24 protein-coding genes are annotated in these 24,359 nt (G+C 57.8%); 8 read left to right on the top strand and 16 right to left on the bottom strand.

Annotated features, from left to right (window positions below):
* Positions 1 to 8: 8 nt before the first annotated feature.
* The 4 genes from L2I46_RS14005 to L2I46_RS13990 are packed head-to-tail and all read right to left on the bottom strand — an operon-like array spanning position 9 to position 4,523.
* Positions 9 to 1,013 (bottom strand): ABC transporter permease, encoded by a 1,005-nt coding sequence (locus L2I46_RS14005; protein WP_236947955.1) that lies wholly within the window; start codon positions 1,011 to 1,013, stop codon positions 9 to 11.
* Positions 1,010 to 1,999, bottom strand: a complete 990-nt coding sequence (locus tag L2I46_RS14000; protein WP_032455106.1) for an ABC transporter permease — start codon at positions 1,997 to 1,999, stop codon at positions 1,010 to 1,012. The genes L2I46_RS14005 and L2I46_RS14000 overlap by 4 nt, the downstream gene beginning before the upstream one ends.
* Entirely contained in the window at positions 1,996 to 3,498 is a 1,503-nt protein-coding gene (locus L2I46_RS13995) for a sugar ABC transporter ATP-binding protein (RefSeq protein ID WP_236947962.1), read from the bottom strand. Before L2I46_RS13995 ends, L2I46_RS14000 begins: the two co-directional genes overlap by 4 nt.
* Before the next feature lie 44 nt (positions 3,499 to 3,542).
* Complete coding sequence (locus L2I46_RS13990; protein ID WP_023288813.1) at positions 3,543 to 4,523, bottom strand: sugar ABC transporter substrate-binding protein; 981 nt, start codon at positions 4,521 to 4,523, stop codon at positions 3,543 to 3,545.
* Positions 4,524 to 4,931: 408 nt separating this feature from the next.
* Here L2I46_RS13990 and L2I46_RS13985 point away from each other — a divergent pair, with 408 nt between their 5' ends.
* Positions 4,932 to 7,241, top strand: coding sequence for a molybdopterin-dependent oxidoreductase (locus L2I46_RS13985; protein ID WP_236947954.1), 2,310 nt, complete (start codon positions 4,932 to 4,934; stop codon positions 7,239 to 7,241).
* 107 nt (positions 7,242 to 7,348) lie between these two features.
* On the opposite strand, the gene L2I46_RS13980 is transcribed toward L2I46_RS13985, so the two are convergent.
* Both L2I46_RS13980 and mtnC read right to left on the bottom strand, forming a co-directional pair.
* Positions 7,349 to 7,891 (bottom strand): 1,2-dihydroxy-3-keto-5-methylthiopentene dioxygenase, encoded by a 543-nt coding sequence (locus L2I46_RS13980; protein ID WP_023288815.1) that lies wholly within the window; start codon positions 7,889 to 7,891, stop codon positions 7,349 to 7,351.
* Positions 7,888 to 8,577, bottom strand: a complete 690-nt coding sequence (gene mtnC, locus L2I46_RS13975) for an acireductone synthase (RefSeq protein WP_236947953.1) — start codon at positions 8,575 to 8,577, stop codon at positions 7,888 to 7,890. Before mtnC ends, L2I46_RS13980 begins: the two co-directional genes overlap by 4 nt.
* Before the next feature lie 141 nt (positions 8,578 to 8,718).
* On the opposite strand from mtnC, the gene L2I46_RS13970 reads away from it, so the two are divergent.
* Positions 8,719 to 9,864, top strand: a complete 1,146-nt coding sequence (locus tag L2I46_RS13970; RefSeq protein ID WP_074186690.1) for a pyridoxal phosphate-dependent aminotransferase — start codon at positions 8,719 to 8,721, stop codon at positions 9,862 to 9,864.
* On the opposite strand, the gene L2I46_RS13965 is transcribed toward L2I46_RS13970, so the two are convergent.
* The 4 genes from L2I46_RS13965 to dsbG form a co-directional block, all read right to left on the bottom strand.
* The gene (locus tag L2I46_RS13965; RefSeq protein WP_236947952.1) at positions 9,865 to 10,491 is read right to left on the bottom strand and encodes an IbrB-like domain-containing protein; all 627 of its coding nucleotides are present in this window, start codon (positions 10,489 to 10,491) and stop codon (positions 9,865 to 9,867) included.
* On the bottom strand, positions 10,476 to 11,699 hold the full coding sequence (locus tag L2I46_RS13960) for a phosphoadenosine phosphosulfate reductase (RefSeq protein WP_101861807.1): 1,224 nt from the start codon (positions 11,697 to 11,699) through the stop codon (positions 10,476 to 10,478). Before L2I46_RS13960 ends, L2I46_RS13965 begins: the two co-directional genes overlap by 16 nt.
* 113 nt (positions 11,700 to 11,812) lie before the next feature.
* A complete protein-coding gene (gene citR / locus L2I46_RS13955) occupies positions 11,813 to 12,745 on the bottom strand; it encodes a DNA-binding transcriptional repressor CitR (RefSeq protein ID WP_139620555.1) in 933 nt (310 codons plus the stop codon).
* Between the two features lie 180 nt (positions 12,746 to 12,925).
* Complete coding sequence (gene dsbG / locus L2I46_RS13950) at positions 12,926 to 13,675, bottom strand: thiol:disulfide interchange protein DsbG (protein WP_023288821.1); 750 nt, start codon at positions 13,673 to 13,675, stop codon at positions 12,926 to 12,928.
* A 410-nt stretch (positions 13,676 to 14,085) separates the two neighbouring features.
* On the opposite strand from dsbG, the gene ahpC reads away from it, so the two are divergent.
* Positions 14,086 to 14,649, top strand: a complete 564-nt coding sequence (gene ahpC, locus L2I46_RS13945; RefSeq protein ID WP_002894394.1) for an alkyl hydroperoxide reductase subunit C — start codon at positions 14,086 to 14,088, stop codon at positions 14,647 to 14,649.
* Between the two features lie 369 nt (positions 14,650 to 15,018).
* Positions 15,019 to 16,584 carry an alkyl hydroperoxide reductase subunit F gene (gene ahpF, locus L2I46_RS13940; RefSeq protein WP_017899084.1) on the top strand — a complete coding sequence of 522 codons (1,566 nt, stop codon included), beginning with the start codon at positions 15,019 to 15,021 and terminating at the stop codon, positions 16,582 to 16,584.
* Positions 16,585 to 16,660: 76 nt separating this feature from the next.
* Here ahpF and uspG read toward each other — a convergent pair whose 3' ends face one another.
* The 4 genes from uspG to dcuC all read right to left on the bottom strand — a co-directional run bounded on the left by uspG (position 16,661) and on the right by dcuC (position 20,126).
* Positions 16,661 to 17,089, bottom strand: a complete 429-nt coding sequence (gene uspG / locus L2I46_RS13935; protein ID WP_002894401.1) for a universal stress protein UspG — start codon at positions 17,087 to 17,089, stop codon at positions 16,661 to 16,663.
* Positions 17,090 to 17,274: 185 nt separating this feature from the next.
* Positions 17,275 to 17,685 (bottom strand): nucleoside diphosphate kinase regulator, encoded by a 411-nt coding sequence (gene rnk, locus L2I46_RS13930; protein ID WP_032455114.1) that lies wholly within the window; start codon positions 17,683 to 17,685, stop codon positions 17,275 to 17,277.
* Between the two features lie 177 nt (positions 17,686 to 17,862).
* Entirely contained in the window at positions 17,863 to 18,660 is a 798-nt protein-coding gene (gene rna, locus L2I46_RS13925) for a ribonuclease I (protein WP_064794473.1), read from the bottom strand.
* A gap of 92 nt (positions 18,661 to 18,752) precedes the next feature.
* On the bottom strand, positions 18,753 to 20,126 hold the full coding sequence (gene dcuC / locus L2I46_RS13920; protein ID WP_085551134.1) for an anaerobic C4-dicarboxylate transporter DcuC: 1,374 nt from the start codon (positions 20,124 to 20,126) through the stop codon (positions 18,753 to 18,755).
* A gap of 335 nt (positions 20,127 to 20,461) precedes the next feature.
* Here dcuC and pagP point away from each other — a divergent pair, with 335 nt between their 5' ends.
* The gene (gene pagP, locus L2I46_RS13915; protein ID WP_223171797.1) at positions 20,462 to 20,983 is read left to right on the top strand and encodes a lipid IV(A) palmitoyltransferase PagP; all 522 of its coding nucleotides are present in this window, start codon (positions 20,462 to 20,464) and stop codon (positions 20,981 to 20,983) included.
* A 194-nt stretch (positions 20,984 to 21,177) separates the two neighbouring features.
* Entirely contained in the window at positions 21,178 to 21,387 is a 210-nt protein-coding gene (cspE, locus tag L2I46_RS13910) for a transcription antiterminator/RNA stability regulator CspE (RefSeq protein ID WP_002439184.1), read from the top strand.
* Positions 21,388 to 21,454: 67 nt separating this feature from the next.
* Here the strand turns inward: cspE and crcB are convergent, their stop codons facing one another.
* Positions 21,455 to 21,838 (bottom strand): fluoride efflux transporter CrcB, encoded by a 384-nt coding sequence (gene crcB, locus L2I46_RS13905; RefSeq protein WP_002894459.1) that lies wholly within the window; start codon positions 21,836 to 21,838, stop codon positions 21,455 to 21,457.
* Positions 21,839 to 21,927: 89 nt separating this feature from the next.
* On the opposite strand from crcB, the gene L2I46_RS13900 reads away from it, so the two are divergent.
* Together L2I46_RS13900 and tatE are read left to right on the top strand one after the other, a co-directional pair.
* The gene (locus L2I46_RS13900; RefSeq protein WP_236947951.1) at positions 21,928 to 22,716 is read left to right on the top strand and encodes a deaminated glutathione amidase; all 789 of its coding nucleotides are present in this window, start codon (positions 21,928 to 21,930) and stop codon (positions 22,714 to 22,716) included.
* 242 nt (positions 22,717 to 22,958) lie between these two features.
* Positions 22,959 to 23,165: a twin-arginine translocase subunit TatE gene (tatE, locus tag L2I46_RS13895; RefSeq protein WP_023288827.1), complete on the top strand. Its 207-nt coding sequence runs from the start codon at positions 22,959 to 22,961 to the stop codon at positions 23,163 to 23,165.
* A 190-nt stretch (positions 23,166 to 23,355) separates the two neighbouring features.
* Here tatE and lipA read toward each other — a convergent pair whose 3' ends face one another.
* A complete protein-coding gene (lipA, locus tag L2I46_RS13890) occupies positions 23,356 to 24,321 on the bottom strand; it encodes a lipoyl synthase (protein WP_236947950.1) in 966 nt (321 codons plus the stop codon).
* Positions 24,322 to 24,359 lie beyond the last annotated feature (38 nt).

The raw sequence follows: 24,359 nt of genomic DNA, 5'->3' as shown, positions 1-24,359 counted from the left end.
TCTCCCGTTTAGCGATGCGTTTGGCGCAGGCGCGCCTGCCAGAAGGATAGGGCGAGGGCCACCACCAGAATCACCCCGACCAGCGCGTCCTTCACCAGATAATTGAGCCCCATCAGATTCAGACCATTATCAATAACGGCGAGGAACAGCACGCCGCCCAGCGTGCCGGCGATGCTGACCCGGCCCAGACGGTTAAAGGCGGTGCCGATAAACACCGCCGCAATGGCGTCCATCAGATAAGACTGCCCGGCCAGCGGGGTAAATTGCCGCAGGTTGGCGGAGAGGATCACCCCGCCGACGGCGCAGAGGGCCGAGGCGGCCACCAGCACGCCGAGCATGGTCAGGCGATCGCGGATCCCGGCGATGCGCGCCGCTTCGCTGTTCTGACCGATGGCGCGGATATATTTGCCCCACAGGGTACGCTCGGTGACCAGCCAGGCCGCCAGCCACAGCGCCAGCACGATCGCGACCGGCGTGGGGATGCCGCCAAGGTTACCCACCGCCAGGTCGTGATACTCGGGGGCCATCCGCCGATAGGCTATCGCGCCGCCGCCATCGGTATAGATGCGTTCGGCGCTGCTGGCGATAAACCAGGTGCCGAGGGTGGCGAGGAAGGGGCGGATCCGGCAGATGAGGATCAGAAAGGCATTGAGCAGGCCAATCAGCACCCCGCCGAGCAGGGCGCAGCCCACCGCCGCCTGCCACGGCAGATGCCAGGTTTTCAGGGCGACGAGGGCGAAGGCGGCGCCAAAATCGAGCGCGACGCCTACCGACAGGTCAATCGCGCCCGCGCTGACGATCAAGGTCATCGCCATCGCCACAATCAGCAGGATCGCGCTGCCCTGCAGCAGGTTGGCCCAGTTATCCACGGTTAAAAATACCGGATTCGCCCAGCCGAACAGGGCAATGGCCAGCAGGGTGATGACGCCGAATCCGGCCCGCGACAGCCAGGCCAGCGGGCTGCTGACCGTCTGTTCCGCAGGCGCTGGGGTTTTCAGGGTGATTTGGCTCATGCCTCGCCTCCTTTGTGTCTGACCGCCGATGCCGCCAGCACCACCAGGATCAGGCCGCCTTTAATGGCGCCCATCCAGAAGATATTGACTCCCAGCAGGCCGAGCCCGTTAGAGAGGGCGTTAACCAGAATCGCCCCCAGCAGCGCGCCCCAGATGGTGACCACCCGACGACGCGAGAAGGCGGCGCCGATAAAGGTCGCCAGCACGGTTTCCAGCAGCAGCGGCGTGGCCGTTCCGCTGGAGCTGCCGGAGCCCTGGCTGAGCAGCGGCAGAATAGCCAGCCCGGCGGCGATGCCCGCTAACAGCCAGACCAGCAGGGTTAAGCGGCGCACGTTCAGGCCGCTCATCTGCGCCATATCGCGATTGCCGCCCACCGCCTGCACATGCTGGCCGAAGCGGGAGTGATGGAGCAGGAACTGGAACAGGATAAACACCCCCAGCAGATAGACCAGCGGCCAGGGCAGGCCCAGCACGCTGTTATCGCGAAAGGCGACCATCAGCGGATCGCTGACCGCGATGCGCCGCTGGCCGGTCAACAGGTCCGTCAGGCCGGTAAACGCCACCGAAGTCGAGAGGGTGGCCAGCAGCGGCGGCAGGCCGGCCGCCAGCACCAGGAAGCCGTTGATCGCCCCGCAGAGCAGGCAAACCGCCGTCAGCAGCGCCAGCAGCAGGAGATACGGCGTGTGCCATTCGGCCAGCCCAAGGCTGAGCAGCGCGACGCCGAGCACCGCGGTCGCCGGCAGGGAGAGGTCGATGCCGCCGGAGACCACGTCATCTCCGCCAACGGCGATGACGCAGACCAGGCCGAAACAGAGGATCGCCAGCGGAACGCTCTGGACCAGCATCAGGCTGATATTTTGCCAGCTGAGGAAGTAGGGCGACTGCACGCTCAGCCACACCAGCAGCGCCAGAAACAGGATCAGGGGGAATTTTTCAATAAGCGTCGCCAGGCCCGGACGGCTGCGACGCTGGATAGCGGTACTCATGGTGAAGGCTCCTGTCCGCCGTTGATCGCCACCAGCAGGGCGTCGAGGGTCAGCCCGCGGGTGGGCAGATTGGCCGCCAGCGCGCCGCGCCAGAGGACGAGGATCCGGTCGCATAGTCCGAGTAATTCGGTGGCGTCGCTGGAGGAGACCAGCACCGCCCGTCCTTGATCGGCCAGCTGGCGCGTACGTTGATAAATATCGCGGCGGGCGCCGATATCAACCCCAAGGGTGGGTTCATCGAGAATAAACAGCCGGGCATCGGTGCCGAGCCAGCGGGCGAGGATCGCTTTTTGCTGGTTGCCGCCGCTCATGTAGCGTACCGGCAGGGCCGGGCGTCCCGGGCGGATCGCCAGCTGTGCTATCCAGTCGCGCGCTTTCTGCTCGGCAAGCCCCCGCCGCTCCCAGCCAAAGGTGGCGGTCTCCGGCAGCGAGGCGAGATTAATGTTGTCAGCGGTGGTGAAAGGCAGGATCAGCCCCTGATGACGGCGGTCACGCGGGACCAGCGCCATTCCGGCGCGGATCGCCTGCTTTGGCGTACGGATACGTCGCGGCTGGCCGTCGAGGTGGATCGTACCGCGCTCCGCCGGGCGTAAGCCGTAGAGTAAGTCAACCAGCACATCGCGCCCGGCGCCGAGCAGACCGGCGACGCCGACGATCTCCCCCGGGTGAATATCAAAAGAGAGGTCCTGTAGCTGCCGTCCGTCGCTCAGCTGGCGCACCGAGAGTAATGGAGCCGCCCCGTTGTCTGCCGCCGGGCGCTGGCGCGGGGTATACAGCTGGTCGATTTCCCGGCCGACCATCATGGCGATCAGCGCCTCGGTATTCTGAAGCAGGTCGCGGTCCGGGTAGCCGACCACTTCCCCGTTGCGCAGCACGGTGCCGCGGTCGCAGAGGGTGGCTATCTCATTGAGGTAGTGGGAAATATACAGAATGGCAATGCCCTGGTCGCGCAGGCGCAGAATGGCGGAGGAGACCAGACTGGCCTCCTGGGCCTCGAGGGGGGCGGTGGGCTCGTCGAACACCACCAGCCGCGCCGCGCCGTCGATCAGCGCGCGGGCGATTTGCACCAGCTTGCGCTCGGCCAGGCTCAGATCCCGCACCAGGCGTTCGGGGTCGATCGCCAGCTGCCAGTTTTGCTGGAAAAATTGCGCCGTGGCGGCCTTCATCCGTCGGCGATCCAGCGCCCACCAGCGGGTGCGATACTCCTGACCCAGAAACACCGATTCCGCGACGGTAAAGTGCGGGATCAGGTTGAGCTCCTGGTGGATCACGCGGATGCCGGCGGCTTCGATGGCTGCCGGGTTGCCGAGGGGCAGCGGGCGACCGTCGAGGGTCGCGCTGCCGCTGTCGGCCTGATAGACGCCGGCGAGGATTTTGATCAGCGTCGATTTACCGGCGCCGTTCTCGCCAATCAGGCCATGAATTTCCCCCGGATTGAGGCGCAGGGTAACCGCATTAAGCGCCGTTACGCTGGCAAAACGTTTGCCGATCTGGTCCATGACCAGACCCGCGGCGGGGCGCTCCCCGCCAGGGTGTTGATTTATCACTGCAGTTCGCCGTATCCCAACTGTTTATACACCGCTTTCGCTTCCTGCGGACCTTTCACCGGTATGACCGGGATAAAGGTTTGCACCGGCAGTTTCTGACCGGCAAAGTAGCGGGCCACGTTATCGGCGGAGGTCTGGCCGATCAGATGCGGCTGCTGCGCGACGTTAGCCACGAAGGGGCTGCCGGGCTCCGCCATGATCTCCAGTGTCTCCGGGCCGGCGTCGATGGCCGTCACTTTCACGTCCTTATCACGACCGGTCTCTTCCAGCGCCTGGACGATACCGATGGCCGGTTGATCCCAGCAGGCGACATGGATGGCATCCAGTTTGCCTTTCGGATACTGGCTGAGTAATTCGAGGGTTTTCTTCCGCGCGTCTTCCGGCGAGTTGGCGAACTGTTCCGCGAGCTCAGGCTGGATAATATGAATATCCGGATAATCCTTAAGGACATATTTCCACTGATCGTAGCGAATTCCGCAAATACGCAGCGCGCTGGAGAACGCGTTAAATACAGCCACATTACCTTTGCCGCCTAATTCGTCCGCCATGTAGCGACCGATGGTGGAGCCCAGAGTGTAGTTATCGGAGGTGGAATTGTTGACCGAATATTGTGAAACATGATCCACGGTGAATACCGGGATGCCGGCATCACGTAATGCTTTAAATTTGGGTTCGACGGCGCTGTCACCGAGAATACTAATTACCGCGTCCACCTTGCGTGACAGTAAAATATCGTGATTATTGGCATGAACCTGATTATCCCGGCCGCCATCGACGCCAATGACTTTGCCCCCCAGCTTCTCCACTTCCTCTGTCGCGCCTTTGAAAGCCTCGCGATCCCAGAAATGCTGGGTGCCTACGACGGCAACGCCAATGGTTTTTCCCTGTAAGGAAAGGGCGTCAGCGGCGGTGACGCTCAGCGAGGCAAGGGAAAGCAGTCCCAGCGCGGCAGGCAATAATTTTCTCTTCTGCGACATTGTTATTATGATCCTGTGATGAAGGTGGTTGCGGACCGGTAGCATGACAAGAAGCACCTCGCCACCTCAAATACAAAATAAGTCTAAGTTATGCCGGCAATGTTATATCGCGGAAACGCCAGAGAAAAAGTTTATTTTGTCATGAAGAACCTGAAAATATTTCATGATGCCGGGTAGGCCTTTTTATTTTGTGGTTTTATTTTTGGTTTGTTCTGTGTTTATTTAGCGGATAAAGACAATTTTCTTAATATTATGAGTGCATGGGAAATACGGCCTCTACTGCTAAAAAGAGAAGATTGCGCGGGCTAACGCTTTTTTTAGCAGAGCAATATCTGGCCGGGTAAGAAATATTACCGCATTTCCCCGCTTTATTTTAACGAACCTTAGGCTGAGAAGAACGCGGGCGCTATGAAGAAACAGCATAATTATACGGTGATGCACTGGGGAACCTGGCAGGTGGAGAGCCGCGAGGGCGAGATCGTGGCGGTTAAGCCGGTGCCCTGGGATAAAAACCCCTCACGCATCGGTCAATCGCTCCCCGACGCGGTGACCAGCCAAACGCGCATTCGCCGCCCGGCGGTGCGCGTCGGCTATCTGCAGCACGGGCCGACGTCACGAGAAGGGCGAGGCAAGGAGCCCTTTGTCGAAGTCAGCTGGGAGGTGGCCCTGGACCTGGTGGCTCGCGAGCTGCGCTCGGTCAAGGCGCGCTGCGGCAATGAGGCGATTTACGGCGGCTCCTACGGCTGGGCCAGCGCCGGGCGCTTTCACCATGCGCAGAGCCAGCTGCACCGTTTTCTTAAGGGCTTTGGCGGGTATACCGCCAGCACCAATACCTATAGCAGCGCCGCGGGCGAGCGCATTCTGCCGCATATTCTCGGGCCGCTGAGCCCGCTGCACCGTCAGCATACCCATTTTTCCGAGCTGGCGCGGGAGTGTCAGCTGTTTGTCGCGATTGGCGGTCTGCCGCTGCGCAATGCCCAGGTCAACGGCGGCGGCGCCAATGACCATATGCTGCCGTACTGGCTGGATAAGATGCAGGCCAACGGCACGCGGTTTATAAACATCAGTCCGGTGCGCAATGACCTCAGCGCGGTGGCCGACGCCGAGTGGCTGGCTATTCGGCCGGGCACCGATACCGCACTGCTGCTGGCGCTGAGCTATGTGCTGATCGCTGAGTCCCTCTACGACCAGGCGTTTGTCGCCAGCCATACCGTCGGGTTTGCCCCCTATCGCGCCTATCTGTTGGGCGAGCATGACGGTGTGGCGAAAACCCCGGCGTGGGCGGCGGCGATAACCGGCCTGGACGCGCAGCGCATCGCCGACCTGGCGCGGGAGATGGCCCACCACCGGACGATGGTGAATATCTCCTGGTCTATCCAGCGCGCCCGTCAGGGGGAGCAGGCCTACTGGGCGACGGTGGCCCTGACCGCGCTGCTGGGACAGATCGGCACGCCCGGCGGCGGCCTCGGGTTTGGCTATGCCTGTACCAACCTGGCGGGCGCGGTGCGAAAAGCGTTTTCCGGCCCGCGCTTGCCCGCCGGGGAGAATGCGGTGGACGGCGTCATCCCGGTGGCCCGGCTGTCCGATATGCTGCTGCACCCGGGAGAAGCCTATGAGTTCGACGGTCAGCAGCTGCATTATCCCGACATCCGTCTGGTCTACTGGGCGGGAGGCAATGCGTTTCATCATCATCAGGATATTAACCGACTGTGCGAGGCCTGGCGCCGTCCGGAGACGGTGGTGGTGCATGAGCAGTACTGGACCGCCCAGGCCAAATTCTCCGACATCGTTCTGCCGGCTACCACCTCGCTGGAGCGAGAGGATATCGGCAGCGGCGGTCACGACGGGTTTATGATTGCCATGAGCGCGCAGATCCCGCCGGTGGGCGAGGCGCGTGATGATTACGCTATTTTCCTCGATCTTGCCGGGCGGTTGGGCTTCGGAGAACAGTTCAGCGAGGGGAGGGACGCCGGGCAATGGCTGCGCCATCTCTATGAGGAGTCAAGACCGCGGGCGCAGGAGGAGGGCATTGCGCTGCCCTCGTTCGAGGATTTCTGGCAGCAAGGGGTGCTGGAGTACAGCGCGCCAGCGCGGCCGCAGGTCTTTCTCGCCGATTTTCGCGCCGATCCGCAGCGCTATCCGCTTTCCACGCCCTCCGGCAAGATTGAACTCTTTTCCGCTACCGTCGCCGGGTTTGGCTATCGCGAATGCCCTGGCCATCCCTGGTGGGATGAGGAAGAGGCCGCCCGGCAGCGACAGGAGGCGGCGCGCTGGCCGCTTCATCTGCTCTCCAGTCAGCCGCGCGCCCGCCTGCACAGTCAGTACGACCACGGCAGCGTCAGCCGGGCGACGAAAATTCAGGGACGCGAGCCGTTGTGGATGCATCCGCAGGATGCGCAGGCAAGAGACATTCGCGAAGGCAGCGTGGTGAAAGTGTATAACGACCGTGGGGCGATTCTCGCGGGCGTGCACCTGAGCGAGCAGATTTTGCCGGGGGTGGTACAGATGTCCACCGGCGCGTGGTATGACCCTCTGGATCCGAATGAAAAAGGATCCCTCGATAAGCACGGTAATCCCAACGTGTTAACCGCGGATCGCGGCAGTTCGCGCCTGGGACAGGGCTGTAGCGCCCAGAGCTGTTGGGTGGAGATCGCCCCGTGGCGAGAGGAACTGCCGCCGATCACCGCCTTTGACCCGCCGAAGTTTATTGCGGTTTAGGTGTCAGGGATCGCCGGCGGCGGGTCGGCTATCCCGGAGAAGGCGCGGTATGCGCCGCCTCCGGGAAAGCGCGCGCCAGGCGTTTTAAGGCTGATGACAGGGCGACGTTACGCCAGCCGTGGGTAGGCGCTGGCGATATCGTCGCCGGTAAACTGGGCGATCCAGCCTTCCGGGTTATCAAAAATGCGAATGGCGGTGAAGTTCGGTTCTGAACCCATATCAAACCAGTGCGGAGTGTGGGCGGGAACCGAAATCAGATCGTTCTTTTCGCACAGCACCTGGAACACCTCGTCGCCAATGTGCAGGCAGAACAGGCCGGCGCCCTCGACAAAAAACCGCACCTCGTCTTCGCCATGAGTGTGTTCGTTCAGGAATTTTTCCCGCAGCGCCTCTTTCTGCGGGTTATCGGCGCGCAGGCTGATGACGTCCCAGCTCTGATAGCCCTTTTCGGCCACCAGTTTGTCAATCGCATGCTGATAGGCGGCAATCACTGTTTCTGCGCTGGGGGCCGCGCCGAGATCGCGGTCAGCCTGCCAGCGCTCAAAACGGACGCCTTTGGCGTTTAGCTGCTCCTGAATCGCTTTGGCGTCGGTGCTGTGCCAGACCGGCGTTTGCGGATCTTTCACGGAAAAAAGGGTTAATGCGCTCATGCTGGGATCTGCTCCGGATGAATGTCGTCAAAACGCTGAACCTGAGGGTGACGGCTTGCCGGGTCGCGGTCGCCGCGTACCAGCTGGACAGTGCGCAACCCCGCGGCTTCGGCGGCGTCGAGTTCCTGATGGATATCCGACAGGAACAGGATGGCCCCGGGGGCGTGGCCCAGGTGTTCAGCAATATTGCGGTAGGACTGCGCTTCGCGTTTGGCGCCTACCAGGGTATCGAAATAGCCCGTAAACAGATGAGTAATATCACCTTCATCGCTGTAGCCAAATAACAATTTCTGCGCTGCCACGGAGCCAGAAGAAAATACATACAGATCAATGCCCTGTGCTTTCCATTTCTCCAGCGCCGGCAGCACGTCCGGGTAGAGATGGCCGGTAAAGTCGCCGTTGAGGTAGCCATCGCGCCAGATGATCCCCTGCAGCGCCTTCAGCGCAGTGGATTTCCGATCTTCGTCCATAAAAGCGAAGAGGGTAGCAATCAGGTCGGCGGTGCTGGCGGCGGGGGCGTCTGTCTCGCGGCGCAAGTTGTCGAGGATCGTTCTCACCGGTTCAGCGTGCTGCTGAGCGGTCACAAAGCCGGCCAGTCGTTCGCGGGCGTAGGGGAACAGCACGTTATGCACGAAGCGGATATCGCTGGTGGTGCCTTCTATGTCGGTCACGATGGCGCGGATCATGGTTTCTCCAGAGTGGGCGTAGCGTGGAATAACATTAGCATTTAGACGTCTAAGCGTCTTGATTGCCAAATATTAACATCGTGTTATAGTGGCTTCAACAACAGCATTACAATCGGTACAAAAAGAATGAGTAATAACCCATTGATTCCAGAGAGTAAACTTCCGTCACTTGGCACCACCATTTTTACCCAGATGAGCGCTCTCGCCCAGCAGCATCAGGCCATAAACCTGTCGCAGGGCTTTCCCGATTTCGACGGCCCGCGCTATCTTCAGGAGCGTCTGGCGTACCACGTGGCGCAGGGGGCGAATCAGTATGCCCCGATGACCGGCGTGCCGGCGCTGCGTGAGGCGATCGCTGACAAGACGGCGGAGCGGTATGGATATCGACCCGACGTCAACAGCGATATTACGGTCACCGCCGGGGCGACGGAGGCCCTGTACGCGGCGATTACCGCTCTGGTGCGCCGCGGCGACGAGGTGGTCTGTTTCGATCCCAGCTACGACAGCTATGCTCCCGCGGTGGCGCTGGCCGGCGGCGAATTACGCCGTATTGCCCTTCAGCCGCCGCATTTTCGCGTCGACTGGCAGCAGTTTGCCGCGACGCTGAGCGACAAAACCCGGCTGGTGATCCTCAACACCCCGCACAACCCCTCGGCCACGGTCTGGCAACGCGAGGATTTTGCCGCTCTGTGGCAGGCGATTGCCGAACGCGAGATCTATGTTCTCAGCGACGAGGTCTATGAGCATATCAACTTTGCCGAAGACGGCCACGCCAGCGTGCTGGCGCATCCGCTATTGCGCGAGCGGGCGGTGGCGGTCTCTTCGTTTGGCAAAACGTTTCATATGACCGGCTGGAAGGTTGGCTACTGCGTGGCCCCGGCGGCCATCAGCGCGGAACTGCGCAAGGTGCACCAGTATCTGACCTTCTCGGTAAATACCCCGGCGCAGCTGGCGATCGCCGACATGCTGCGCGAGGCGCCGGATCACTACCGAGAACTACCGGCCTTTTACCGTGAACGCCGCGATCTGTTTATTGAGGCGCTGCGCCCCAGCCGGCTGGAGCTCCTGCCCTGTGAGGGGACCTATTTCCTGCTGGCGGACTACAGCGCCATCTCCGACCTTGACGACGTCAGCTTCTGCCGCTGGCTGACGACAGAGGTTGGGGTGGCGGCGATCCCGCTCTCCGTCTTCTGCGCCGACCCGTTCCCGCACAAGCTGATCCGCTTGTGCTTCGCCAAACAACCGGAGACCCTGCTGGCCGCGGCGGCGCGTTTGTGCGAGCTGTAGTTACTTTATGGTCCACGCCTGAGAGAACTGGCGGTCGGCGAACATCTCTGCCAGGCCGCTAATTTGCTTCAGGCGCAGCACCTCATCGGCATCCATTCCCAGCTCTTTGCCGATCTTCTGCGGCGTCCAGCCGAGGCGGGTTAGCTCGCGGACAATATCTGACATGGCGTGGATTTGGTGGCGTCCGCGCGCCCGGTTGTGGCGTATTGTCGCTGCCATCAGCCCGTCGCGTGTGGCGTTTTCATGCGTCAGGCAGGTGACCGGTAGATAGCCTTTCAGCTTTTTTTTCAGCGACGCTTTGCTGCAGGCCAGCTCATGGCGGTGAAAACCGTCGACAATCGCGTACCCCTGCGGTCCCTGCCTGATGACCACCACCGGCTGGGTAAAGCCATCGGCCTCCAGCGAGGTCTGCAGCAGGCGCTTCTCCGGCGGCGCCACGTTATTCGGATTATAGTCGTTGGGGATAACCTGCTCCTGTTTGACCCACAGCACACAGTCAACGGGCTGCGAGCGGAAGGGGCTGTGTTGGTGGAGCACCTGGCGAAACGCGTTGATAGCCTCGATACGCGCTTCGTCATCCAGCATTTGCAGGAAATCCTCCAGCGCCTGCGTTAGTTGTTGTTGCATAATATCCCCCATTGTTGGCGATGTTTTTCCATACGTTTTCGGTAGCGCTGATAGTGGCTGCTTTTGGTTGGGCTGAAGGAGAGCTGGCGGCACCAGTAGTCATTATTGAGTAGCACTTTGCAGATCCGTCGCCAGGAGGGGATATCTTTGGTGCCAACGTCCGCGGGCTGAGTATCGGGGATCTCTTCCATGCCTTTTTTCTGGTACCAGCGCAGGTAGACGGCGATCTTATTACGGTAATGCTCGGCGGTGGTTTCCGGCATGCTGTCGAGCAGAAACAGCGCATAGCTTTTCCATGTCAAATGGTCCGGTTTGTCGATTTTTCGGTGACCGTAGAATTGATTATCATGCCCGGCATAGACGCCGCCGCTGTGCGCGCCGCTCACCCGCTGGCACATCGCGGCCCAGCGCTCCGGCTCCAGCACATGGTACAACCATAGCCCCTGGCGCTGCTCCGGACCGAAGGGTTCGCAGATGCGCATATAGCGCAGCGGCACACCGGCCTGATACATCAGATCGTAAAGCGGGTTATAGGGCTGGCCGCTTTTAGCAAACCAGGTCCAGATATCGGCGGTTTTCCAGTCATAGATCGGGTAGATGTACCAGGCGTGGCCGCCCGGCGCCGAGGTGGTCCACGGTTTATCGTCGGCGAAGCGCTGTTTTCGCTGAGAAGAGATGGTCATAAAGCGATTCAGCGACTCATCTGCCCGAATACCCACCAGCACGGCGGCGGGACGGCGCTGTGAAAACCACTCGGCAAAGTGGCTGACGAAGGCTTCAAAGCTCATCCCCGGCTGATAAAACGAAAAATAGCCCGGGTGGGTAATGGCCCAGGAGGGGGGCTGGCGGACCCAGGCGGTGCCGGGCTGCCAGCATTGCCATTGCGGCTTATACTGCGTCAGGGCATTTTGGGTAGTGAGCGGCAGGGCGACCCAGTAAAAGGTATCGATAACATCCTGATAGAGGGCGCGCAGTTTTTCACAGTGAGCGATGGTGCAGGAGAACTGCGCTTCCCAGTCAATAAACAGCACGCTGATTTTCTTACCCTGTAACCGCGCTGCCTGCGCGGTTAAATGGAGCATAACGGTAGAGTCTTTTCCGCCAGAGAAAGAGACGCAAATGCGTGAAAAATTATCCATAACCCAATCGATCCGCTGCTCCGTCGCCTGCAGCACCGATTCCGGTAAGGGATATTTGATAAACGACATGACCATTAATCCTTTAATACTAGAGATTCCCGTTCGCTCAGTATAAACGATGATGCGTGGGAAATTAATGGTCGACTTTCCCTTCCTTTGGGGAGGGGCAATAAGTCGGAACGTTATTTGCTGTTATTGAGTAGGGGGCGTGATATCTCTCTGTCATTCATTAAAATGGTGATTAATTCAGATAAAAAATGATTTTGTGCGGATGATTGATGGTAGTTAATATATATCGTAATGTCTGGAAAAAGTTCGTTTATATCGAGGACGTGAAGTTGCATGGCTGGCGAAATAAAATCATATAAATAGGACGGCAAGAAGCCAATCAGATCGGTTTTATTGATCATGTTAAGAATGGTCATAAAAGAGTCGCTGCGAAAGGCAATATTACGCGGGTTCAGCCAGGGCGTGCTGCTTTGCTGAACGCGCTGGATAACGGGATCGTTGGTAATATAGTGGGTGAAAAACTCCTGCGCCAGCGCGTCAACTGAAGTGAGCGCCTCGCGCCGCGGATGGTTCGTCCGACACACCGCGAGGGTCTGCACCGTCTGATAGGGCTGACAGATGGTGGCGCGGTTGGTGATGGGCATTCGGGTGAACACCAGGTCAGCCTGGCGATATGCCAGCAGCTCCTCTGCCGATTCGGTGGTGGTCAGGTTATGGTGTTCAATTTGCAAGTTGGCCTGATGACAAAGCTGGTTAATCATAAAGTGGCTGTTTACTGAACAGAACAGCGGGGGGCCATATATTACAATACGTTTACGCAGATCGGAGCGGTTATTGAGATTGATCGTTTTTTCCAGCTGCTCCAGATTTTGCTGCAGGTGGTAATGAAGATTCACGCAGGCGGTGGTGGGCGTCATTCCCTTCCCGACGCGCACAAATAGCGGATCGTCTAACTGCTGACGCAGACGCTGCAATGACTGACTTACCGCTGACGGGGTGATAAATAACATCGCCGCCGCTTTGCTGATGCTTAAATGCTGATAGATACATTCAAAAATAACCAATAAATTTAGATCGAACTTTTTCAGATCGTAAAGATTTGCCATTAACACAGTCCTGTTTATTGCCAGTGTAAGTTAAAATATTTCTAACGATAATATCTTGCGTCTTAGTATTTGCGGTGTGAATTTAATTGTGGGCAAATAAAATTAAGTTTTGCTTAATATATCTTACTATCGGCAGTGGCACCAGCGGTCGGATTCGCCAGGCGCCACACCGGGACGAAATTACTCTTTTTCACCCATCATAATAGACAGCTTCTCTTTATCCGGCAGGCCGACCACCTGCTGCAGCATATTATCCTTATTCATATAATAAATAGCTGGCGTGACGTTGGCCCCCAGATCGTCCATCAGCTGCTGATTGACGTTGAGCATTTTCATCTTCTCCGGCGGGATAGCCTTCGGTATCGTCAGGGCCATTTTGCCGTTCGATTGCTCGTAATCGTGCCAGGTTTTCGCCGGATCTTTACTGGCGAGGATCGCCGCGGCGGTGGCCGGGCTCTCCGGCTTGATCACGCCCACCAGCAGGGTGCGGATCTGCACTTTACCGGCCTCCACCCAGGGACGGGACTGCTGCCAGAACTGTTTGCAGTAAGGGCAGAAGGGATCGGCAAAGACATACAGCACGATGGGGGCGTCTTTGTCGCCATCCTGCAGCCAGTGGGCGCTGGCCATCTTCTTCCACATCTCCTGTCCCGCCGGCGTGTAGAGCGCTTTTTGAAATAACTGCTCGCTGAGGTTGTTGCCGTTTTCGTCGTACATATAACCGGAAATGGCATGTTTGCCGTCAGGCGTGAGGTAGATGGCGACGCCCATATCCTGGTATTTCCCCAGCCAGCCCTTCATTCCCCCCGGCGCGTCAAAGGGTTTGATGATGGTAATGCCCTGTTTTTCAATTGCTTTTACCGGGGCGGGCAGTTCTTCCGCATAGCTACAAAAAGGCAAAAGGCTGAGCAACAGCAGACGTTTTAACATGAGTATTCCTTGTAAAATCAGCAGGAAAGGAAGAAACATTGCCAAACCTATTACAGTTATAGGCAGGATCAGCAGAACGACGGATTGCCCTTTCCTGGCGTGGGTGATGTAATCCTGGATGCTGTTACATTAAGGTAATGTAGAGCGCAACACATAGCCAGTCTGACTGGCGCTGAACCTACCTTCGGGTATTTCAGGTAACGGGGCCGCCTGAAAGGGTGGCCTTTTTACTTTTGTCGCGGCAAATGATGCGAAAAACAGCGAACTGCGCTGAACGCGTCGACAGGTTCACATTGTTGTCTTGTTCCGGTTGTTAGATAACACTTATTGATTCGATAATGTAAACGCATTGGTCGGGTCAGGAAAAATTCGTTAACTTAGACCTCAACGAAAACACGGAGGAAGTATAGATGTCCTTAATTAACACCAAAATCAAACCGTTCAAAAACCAGGCATTCAAAAATGGTGAATTCATCGAAGTCACCGAGAAAGACACCGAAGGCCGCTGGAGCGTCTTCTTCTTCTATCCGGCTGACTTCACCTTCGTCTGCCCGACCGAACTGGGCGACGTGGCTGACCATTACGAAGAACTGCAGAAGCTGGGCGTAGACGTTTACTCTGTTTCTACCGATACCCACTTCACCCACAAAGCGTGGCACAGCAGCTCTGAAACCATCGCGAAAATCAAATACGCGATGATTGGCGACCCGACTGGCGCCCTGACCCGTAACTTCGACAACATGCGTGAAGATGAAGGTCTGGCTGACCGCGCCACCTTCGTGGTTGACCCGCAGGGTATCATCCAGGCGATCGAAGTTACCGCTGAAGGTATCGGCCGTGACGCGTCTGACCTGCTGCGTAAAATCAAAGCGGCGCAGTATGTTGCTTCCCACCCAGGCGAAGTGTGCCCGGCGAAATGGAAAGAAGGCGAAGCGACGCTGGCTCCATCCCTGGACCTGGTCGGCAAAATCTAATAATCACGGCGTCTTTCGCATCATAGCGGCGTTGGCTGCGCTTAATCACCCCGGTCACTTACTCGTGTAAGCTCCCGGGGGTTCATAAGCTTGCCGCCTTGCTCTAACGCGAAATACTGGTGAATTAAAATTTCCGTCGTTTTTCATGCCATAGCTGCGTTGGCGTCGCCTGCTCACCCCGGTCGCTTACTTCAGTAAGCTCTCGGGGATTCTCAGGCTAGCCGCCTTGCTCTGACGCGAAATACTTTGGAAATTACTTCAGTCATGGGCGCACCTGCGCCCATTTCATTCCAACACCATGATGCAAGCGCATTCAGGCAGCCTGACAAGGCTGCTTGCATGATGATGTTTTAAGCCCAGGAGATAACAATGCTCGACACCAACATGAAAACCCAGCTCAAGGCCTATCTTGAGAAGCTGACCAAGCCTGTTGAGCTGATTGCCACGCTGGATGACAGCGCTAAATCGGCAGAAATCAGGGAACTGCTGGCTGAAATTGCTGAACTGTCAGACAAAGTCACCTTTAAAGAAGACAATACGCTGGCGGTACGCAAGCCATCGTTCCTGATTACTAACCCCGGTTCCGACCAGGGCCCACGCTTTGCGGGCTCCCCGCTGGGCCACGAGTTTACCTCGCTGGTGCTGGCGCTGCTGTGGACCGGCGGTCATCCGTCGAAAGAGGCCCAGTCTCTGCTGGAGCAGATCCGCGATATCGATGGCGACTTCGAGTTTGAAACCTACTACTCGCTCTCCTGCCATAACTGCCCGGACGTGGTCCAGGCGCTGAACCTGATGGCGGTGCTCAACCCGCGTATCAAACATACGGCGATTGACGGTGGTACTTTCCAGAATGAGATCACCGAGCGCAACGTGATGGGCGTGCCGGCGGTGTTCATGAACGGCCAGGAGTTTGGTCAGGGGCGGATGACGCTGACGGAAATCGTCGCCAAAGTGGACACCGGTGCGGAAAAACGCGCAGCGGAAGAGCTGAATCAGCGTGACGCTTACGATGTGCTGATCGTCGGTTCCGGCCCGTCCGGCGCGGCGGCCGCGGTCTACTCTGCGCGTAAAGGGATTCGTACCGGCCTGATGGGCGAGCGCTTCGGCGGCCAGGTGCTGGATACCGTGGATATCGAAAACTACATTTCGGTGCCGAAAACCGAAGGCCAGAAGCTGGCCGGGGCCCTGAAAGCGCACGTTAGCGACTATAACGTCGATGTGATCGACTCCCAGAGCGCGACCAAACTGACGCCAGCGGCGACTGAGGGCGGCCTGCATCAGATCGAAACCGCCTCCGGCGCGGTGCTGAAGGCGCGCAGCGTCATCATTGCCACCGGGGCGAAATGGCGCAACATGAACGTGCCGGGCGAAGATCAGTATCGCACCAAGGGCGTAACCTACTGCCCGCACTGCGACGGCCCGCTGTTTAAAGGTAAGCGCGTGGCGGTGATCGGCGGGGGAAACTCCGGCGTGGAAGCCGCCATCGACCTGGCGGGCGTCGTGGAACACGTGACCCTGCTGGAATTCGCACCGGAGATGAAGGCCGACCAGGTGCTGCAGGATAAAGTCCGCAGTCTTAAGAATGTCGACATCATTCTCAATGCGCAGACCACGGAAGTGAAAGGCGACGGCAGCAAGGTCACCGGTCTGCAGTATCGTGACCGGGTGAGCGGCGATGAGCATCACGTCGCGCTGGCGGGCATCTTCGTGCAGATCGGCCTGCTGCCTAACACTACCTGGCTGGAAGGCGCGGTTGAGCGTAACCGCATGGGCGAGATCATCATCGATGCGAAGTGCGAAACCAACGTTAAAGGCGTATTCGCCGCCGGTGACTGCACCACCGTGCCGTACAAGCAGATTATCATCGCGGCAGGGGAGGGGGCGAAAGCGTCGCTGAGCGCCTTCGACTACCTGATCCGCACGAAAACCGCATAACAAGTCAGACAATAGACCTGCATAACAAAGAGGCTACCCAGGGGTAGCCTCTTTTTTTATGCGCTTTTCCTCAGCCTTACCTGACGACCATCACCGGGATATGGGCGTGACGGATGACGCTCGAGGCGTTGGAGCCCAACAGGTGGGTACTGATGGAGGGATTGCGTGAGCCAATCACCACCACGTCGGCGTTTATTTCGCTGGCCAGTTCGTTGACCATGTCGCGCACGCTGCCGAAACGCACATGCAGCTTGATCCGCGATGGGTCAATGCTGAAATGGCTGACCATGGTCTGCAGGCGGGTTTCCGCCTCGTGCTGCAGATGTTCCTCAAAACGCCGCAGGTCGGCGGTAAAACGGCTCATCGTGAAGCTCGCTGAACCGGGTAAGACGTGGAGCAGATGGATCACCCCGTCCTGCTGGGCCAGAAACTCCGCATGCCGGACGGCTTTATCGCTCAGCGCCATCTCAAAGACATCAACCGGCATAATGATAGTCTTATACATATGCAATCCTCCTTGTTCGTTTGCGTCTATATCAACATATTATATGCGGATATTGTGTCATTCAGGTCGCAAAACTGTCAGTCAGGCAGGCGCAAAGCGTAAAAAAAGTTAGCGGGGGAAGACAGCAGAAAGAGGATGTGTGGACATCCTCTGAATAAAGCGCGATACGCCTCAGGCAGCGGGGATTAACGGTGGAATTCGCCAGCGGCTTCCGGCTGGTACAGCAGCGCCAGCACTTCTAGGTGCGTCGACGCCCCGCCCGGCAGCTCCCAGTGAATGGTGCTGCCGACCTTGAGGCCGAGCAGCGCGGCGCCCACCGGCGCGAGGACGGAGAGCTGGCTGGCGCTGTCGGTCACCTGCGTCGGAAACACCAGCGTCCGCACGCGCTCTTCGCCGCTGGTCAAATCGCGGAATTTAACCGTACTGTTCATGGTGACGACATCGTGCGGCATCGCTTCCGGCGCCAGCATTTGCGCACGGTCGAGCTCGTCGTTCAGGGCATCGGCAACCGGCGAGCTGGCGAAAGCCGGCTGCTCCAGCAGCCTGTCGATACGTTCGGCATCCAGTTCGTTAATGATGATTGCGGGTCTGGTCATTGCATACTCCATGTTATCCAGGAACCTGTCCGTAAAAGAAAACCCTCGCCGAAAAAGGCAAGGGTTAAGGTTCCCCCATCATACTGAGAGTTGCCGGCAGTTTGAAGTGATGAAACGCACAATCAGCGCGCAACGCCTCCGGCGAAGGGCGTTTTCTGAACAGTATGCCGCGTTGCGCTAGTGGCCAACCTTATCGAGGATAAACTGCGCGCCGCAGTTACCCGGGTGAGGCTGGGGCAGAAAGGCGGAGGTGGCCAGTGGGGCGTTGATGGTCGCGGCGTTGAGCGAGATTTGCATCTCGGTCAAATAGGCAGGATTACCGTTACAGGTTAATTTAAACGCCTTCACGCTCTGCGGACCCCAGGCGCGGGCCACGGCGGCGTCGAAGTCGGCCCGACTGACGGTTTGGCCATAGTGTTTGGCAAGGAAATCACCAACCGGGCTGCGCTTAATTTCCCCGTTCAGGCGCACCATGGCGCCAAAATAGCTGTCGGGATCGAAGCCGAAGCAGACGCCATGTTTGGCATATTCGTAACGTTCGAGGCAGGAGGTGCCGCCCGCACCCGGCATTACGCTATTCAGTTTGTTGGCCATCTCCAGCGACAATCCCGTCTCCGCCGCCTGACATTTGCGGTTCGCCTTCACCTCCGGCATGTCGGGTACCGGGCGCGTGGCGCAGCCGTAGCGCATCCAGCGTCGTTCATCCACTCCGCGCGCGGCAATGGACTTTGGCAGCCCGGGCCACAGACCGTGCACGGTCAGAAAATCGGCTTTATTCGCGGTTTCCTGCTGCAGGCGGCACTCTTCCGGTTCGTTGCGGTTACGGTCATACATGCTCTGACAGAATCCGGTTTGCCAGGAGAGGGCCAGGACATAGCGGTCAAAATCAGCGTATCGCGTCGCGGTGAGCGGTTCAGCGCCGGCCTGAGTGGCGGTAAGCACAAGGGCAAGCGCGGCGAATTCCTTCCTGAACATGTTTATTCCTGATTGTGGATGGCAAAAGATAACGGGGAGTTATTAAAGCATAAAAAAGGCGCCTGCTGGCGCCTTTTCACGTGGTTAGACCATTAGTGGACCGCGCTGCCCGGGACGAGGATCTCGGTCGCGACAATCACCACCAGCAGGCCAACCATCACCGGCACCGAGGTGCGTTTGACCACTTCGAACGGGGAGATCTTCGCCATCCCGGCGACGGCCACCACTACGCCGGAGACCGGCGAGATCGTGCGGCCAAGGTTAGAGGCCTGCAGCATCGGGATCGACAGATAGGCGGGATTGATGCCGGAGGAGTGCGCCAGCTTGGGGATCATCTCGACAAAGGCGTAGAACGGGGCATTGCCGGAGCCGGTGGTCATCGCCGCCAGCATGGTCAGGATCACCAGCACCAGCATCAGAATAATACTGGCCGAGCCGAAGGAAGTGGCGATGGAGATCAGACCGTTGATGAAGCCGATGGTGCTTAATCCCTGAGCAAAAACGCCGGCGGCGACCAGCAGCATCACCACCCCGGCGAAGGCGTCAGCCATCCCGCGGTAGGCGACTTCCAGTCCGCTGAAGACGTTTTTGGTGTTGAACCCGCGCAGGAATTCGAGGATCGCCGCCAGCAGCATGCAGCCGACGAGGATGGTAATAATGTGCAGTTCCGGCCCCCATTTGCCATCAAAGATCAGTACGCCAATAATCGGGGTAAACGGCAGGATGGCGTACAGCGCCGGGGCATTGGTGGTGATCTCGTTGACGTCGAGCATTTCGTGGGAAATGTTCTCTTTTTTATCCAGGTAGCGCTGCCAGAAGAAGTGGGCGATCGCCATGCAGATGATAGCGGCGATGGAGATCGGCAGCGTGGTCTTGAAGGCAAAGTCGATCAGCGGCATTTCGGCCGCTTTTGCCGCCAGCACGACGTCACCCGAGGTAGGCGAAAGGATAATCGCCGCAGGGGAGGCGCAGATGGCCGCCGCCGCACCGCGGCTGATACCGACGTTTACCATCACCGGGAACAGCGTCGCCATCAGCAGGACGCCGAGGCCGGTCGCGGAGGAGACGGCCAGCGACATCAGGCAGGCGACAAAGTAGGCGGCAATCATCAGCAGATAGGGCGAATTGATATAGCGCAATGGCTTTGAGGCTAATTTCACCACCATATCATTGGCGCCAATATGCGTCATATAGGTGGCGAAGCCGCACAGCATCATGATCATCATACCCAAATCGCCGCCACGGCTCATGAGTAGAATCTTAATGTATTCAATAATGTCAGTGGCGGAGTAACCGGTGCCCTCGGTATTGCCTGGTAAGACTTTATGACCCAGCAGGGCGCTGACGATCAGCAATATTAAGCCGCCGACGAACAGCACGCCGGTGGCTGAATAGCCCTTAATGATATAGCGGGCGACGCCCAAAATGACCGCAATCCCGATCAGGATCTCAACAAACGTCAGCATTCATTTCCCCTAAGCCCAAAGAATATGTAGTTAAAAAGCGCCACACCAAATTTTAATGTGCGAATGTGCCGAAAAAACGGACGAAACTCGCTGATGCAAATCAATAAAGCGATAAGAACTACGCCCCTCCCGTCCCGCCTGGATATAATCACCAGATGGATAGTTAAGCGGTTCTGATGGTCAGCGGGCGAAAATCAGGAGTTTGCCTTATTTCGTTCAACCTGTATTGAGACTATCTTTGCTATCTTAGGTGGCTTTTAAATGAAAGTGGTAATAGAAAAGTGTTGATGTTACGTCGTTTTTCATTGTTTTCTCTTGGTTTTTTAGGATGGTTATTGGTATCCGGAAACGCCAGCGCGTCGTTTTCATCGACCCTTAGCGAAGGTTACCATACCTTAAGTAATAACGTTGCGCAGACCTGGAATGAGCCGGAGCACTATGATCTGTACGTTCCAGCCATCACCTGGCACGCGCGCTTTGCTTATGATAAGGAAAAGACGGACAAGTATAACGAACGTCCGTGGGGGGCAGGCTTCGGCGTTTCGCGCTGGGATGAGAAAGGGAACTGGCACGGCCTGTACCTGATGGCGTTTAAAGACTCTTTCAATAAGTGGGAACCCATCGGCGGCTACGGTTGGGAGAAAACCTGGCGTCCGCTGACGGACCAGAACTTCCGCCTCGGTCTCGGCTATACCCTCGGGGTGACGGCGCGCGATAACTGGAACTACATCCCGATTCCGGTGATCTTGCCCTTAGCGTCAATAGGTTACGGTCCGGCAACGTTCCAGATGACCTATATTCCCGGTACCTACAATAACGGTAACGTTTACTTCGCCTGGGCTCGCATACAGTTTTAATTCGCTAAGTCTTAGCAATAAATGAGATAAGCGATGCGTCTTGTGGAAAAACAAGGACTAAAGCGTTACCCACTAAAAAAGATAGCGACTTTTATCACTTTTTAGCAAAGTTGCACTGGACAAAAGGTACCACAATTGGTGTACTGATACCCGACACAGCATTAGTGTCGATTTTTCATATAAAGGTAATTTTGATGTCTAAGATTAAAGGTAACGTTAAGTGGTTTAATGAGTCCAAAGGATTCGGTTTCATTACTCCGGAAGATGGCAGCAAAGATGTATTCGTACACTTCTCTGCAATCCAGTCCAACGGTTTCAAAACTCTGGCTGAAGGTCAGCGCGTAGAGTTCGAAATCACTAACGGTGCCAAAGGCCCTTCTGCTGCAAACGTAATCGCTCTGTAAGCAACGCGTCAGTAGAATATAAAAACCCGCTAATCAGCGGGTTTTTTTTTGCCTGTTGATTACGCCTTTAGCGGCTGGCGGCCTGCGAGAAGAGCCAGAAGGCGACAGCCGTCATGGCAAACGAGCCCAGCAAGTTCACCGCGACGTTGAGGAGCGCCCAGCTCACTCGCCCCTGCTGCAGAAGAAACACCACTTCCGCAGAGAAGGTGGAGAAGGTGGTCAACCCGCCGCAGAAACCCGTGGTGATCAGCAGTTTCCACATCGGGTCAATGCCGGTCAGTCTATTAAACCACGCCAGCCCGGCGCCGATCACAAAGGCGCCTAACAGGTTGGCAGTCAGCGTCCCAATCGGGATAGCATGGTGCACAGGATTGAGCTTCATGCCGAGCCACCAGCGCAAAACGCTGCCGGTGCCGCCGCCAATAAAAACGGCGCAAAGAAGTTGAAACACGGTCGTTTCCTGCTATTTGATGTAAGAGAGTGTCAAGTGTAGCGCGCAACGGGCGCAATTGGCTATTCATAACCTGACGGGAGAAAAACATGCGGGTAGCGGCAGGGCAGTTTATCGTCACGCCAGTATGGCGGACGAATGCGCAAACTTGTGTGGCGATGATGCAGCAGGCGGCGCGTGAAGGGGCGGCGCTGCTGGTGCTGCCGGAGGCGTTGCTGGCACGTGATGACAACGACCCGGATCTGTCGGTGAAATCGGCCCAAACGCTGGATGGGGAGTTTTTACAGCTGCTGCTGGCCGAGAGCGCGCGTAACGGCCTGACGACGATCCTGACGCTGCATGTGCCGTCGGGGGAGGGGAGAGCAACCAACACGCTGGTGGTATTGCGTGAAGGGAAGGTTATTGCGCATTATCACAAACTTCATTTATACGATGCCTTCGCAATGCAGGAGTCCCGGCGGGTGGATCCCGGCCGGCAAATCCCGCCGGTGATTGAAGTGGCGGGTTTCCGCGTTGGCCTGATGACCTGTTACGATCTGCGTTTTCCGGAGCTGGCGCTGTCGCTGGCGCTGAACGGGGCGCAGCTGCTGGTGCTGCCCACCGCATGGGTGAAAGGGCCGAAAAAAGAGCATCACTGGGCGACGCTGCTGGCGGCGCGCGCGCTGGACACGACCTGCTACGTCGTGGCGGCAGGCGAATGCGGGACGCGTAACATCGGGCAGAGCCGCATCGTCGATCCGCTGGGGACCACCGTGGCGGGCGCGGGGAGCGAGCCGCAGCTGATCTATGCCGATATTTCCGCAGACTACCTTGCGCGGGTTCGCGAGCGTTTGCCGGTGCTGCAGAACCGACGGTTTGCGCCACCGCAATTATTGTGACGTTTTTTTAAACAAGGCTTGATTCACCTTGTTACAGATTGCTATTGTGTCCGCGCGCCAAATACCCGTATTGTTTATCCCAATAATTCGCTGTGCACGTCAGGACGGACACCCCAGCGCTCACTCCCGGAGGGGAGGCCTCGGGCTGAATCACGCAGCCCACGCACAGGTGGATTACAATATGACGGATAAATGCGTGTATGATGGCGTATTCGCAGCTTGTATAGAGAAGAAGGTTAGCTATGGGTGAGATTAGTATTACCAAACTGCTGGTAGTCGCAGCACTGATTATCTTAGTGTTTGGTACCAAGAAATTACGTACGCTGGGCGGCGACCTGGGGTCGGCTATCAAGGGCTTTAAAAAAGCCATGAACGAAGATGACGATAGCGCGAAAAAAACCACCGCTGAAGACGAAGCACCGGCGCAGAAGCTCTCTCATAAAGAGTAATTCTCCGGCTGCGTCCCCTGGCGGGATGCGGGTGGTACGGCGAAGAGGCCGCGACGTTTGACGTTGCGGCCTTTGTCGTTTTTGTCGACGCCGCGCAGGAAAGATGCAACTAACTGTTACGGGAAGGCGAAGCGAATGAAGCGGAGAGCGCCGCTGCGCCAGGACGTGACGCAGCGGGAGAAGCGGCAGGTTATTTAACTTCCATCCCTTTAGCCTGCAGGTCGGCGTGATAGGAAGAGCGAACGAAGGGGCCGCAGGCGGCGTGGGTGAAGCCCATCGCCATAGCTTCCGCTTTCATCTCTTCAAACTCTTCCGGGCTAACGTAACGCTGCACTGGCAGGTGGTGACGGCTCGGCTGCAGATACTGGCCTAATGTCAGCATGGTGACGCCATGACGGCGCAGGTCGCGCATGACTTCGATGATCTCGTCGTTGGTTTCGCCCAGGCCCACCATCAGGCCGGATTTTGTCGGGATCTCCGGGTGCGCTTCTTTAAAACGCTCCAGCAGCTTCAGCGACCAGTTGTAATCCGCGCCCGGACGCACCTGACGATAGAGGCGCGGTACGTTTTCGAGGTTGTGGTTGAAGACGTCCGGCGGGGTCACCGTCAGAATATCCAGGGCGCGATCCATGCGGCCGCGGAAATCCGGGACCAGCGTTTCGATTTTAATCGTCGGGTTTTTCTCGCGAATGGCGCTGATGCAGTCGGCAAAATGCTGTGCGCCGCCATCGCGCAGGTCATCACGGTCCACCGAAGTGACCACCACGTAGCTCAGCCCCATATCGGCGATAGTTTGCGCCAGCTTCTGTGGCTCGTTCGCATCTGGCGCGACCGGGCGGCCATGCGCCACGTCGCAGAATGGGCAACGGCGGGTACAGATCGCGCCGAGGATCATAAAGGTCGCGGTACCGTGGTTGAAGCACTCTGCAAGGTTCGGGCAGGAGGCCTCTTCGCACACGGAGTGCAGGCCGTTCTTACGCATCGCTGCTTTGATTCCCTGGATACGGGACGAGTCTGCCGGAAGTTTGATTTTCATCCATTCCGGTTTTCTGAGCAGAGCTTCACGCTCAGTTGCCACGTTCTTCACCGGGATAAGGGCCATTTTATCGGCGTCGCGGTACTTAACACCGCGTTCCATCACAATGGGTTTACTCATAGCGTGCGTGTTCCAGTTGCGAGTCACGAAGGAAAGCG

This window comes from Klebsiella sp. 2019SCSN059, assembly GCF_021739525.1.
Taxonomy (GTDB): Bacteria; Pseudomonadota; Gammaproteobacteria; order Enterobacterales; family Enterobacteriaceae; genus Klebsiella; species Klebsiella quasipneumoniae.
Note: the sequence above shows the minus strand (reverse complement) of the source record. Positions and strands in the feature narration are given on the sequence as shown.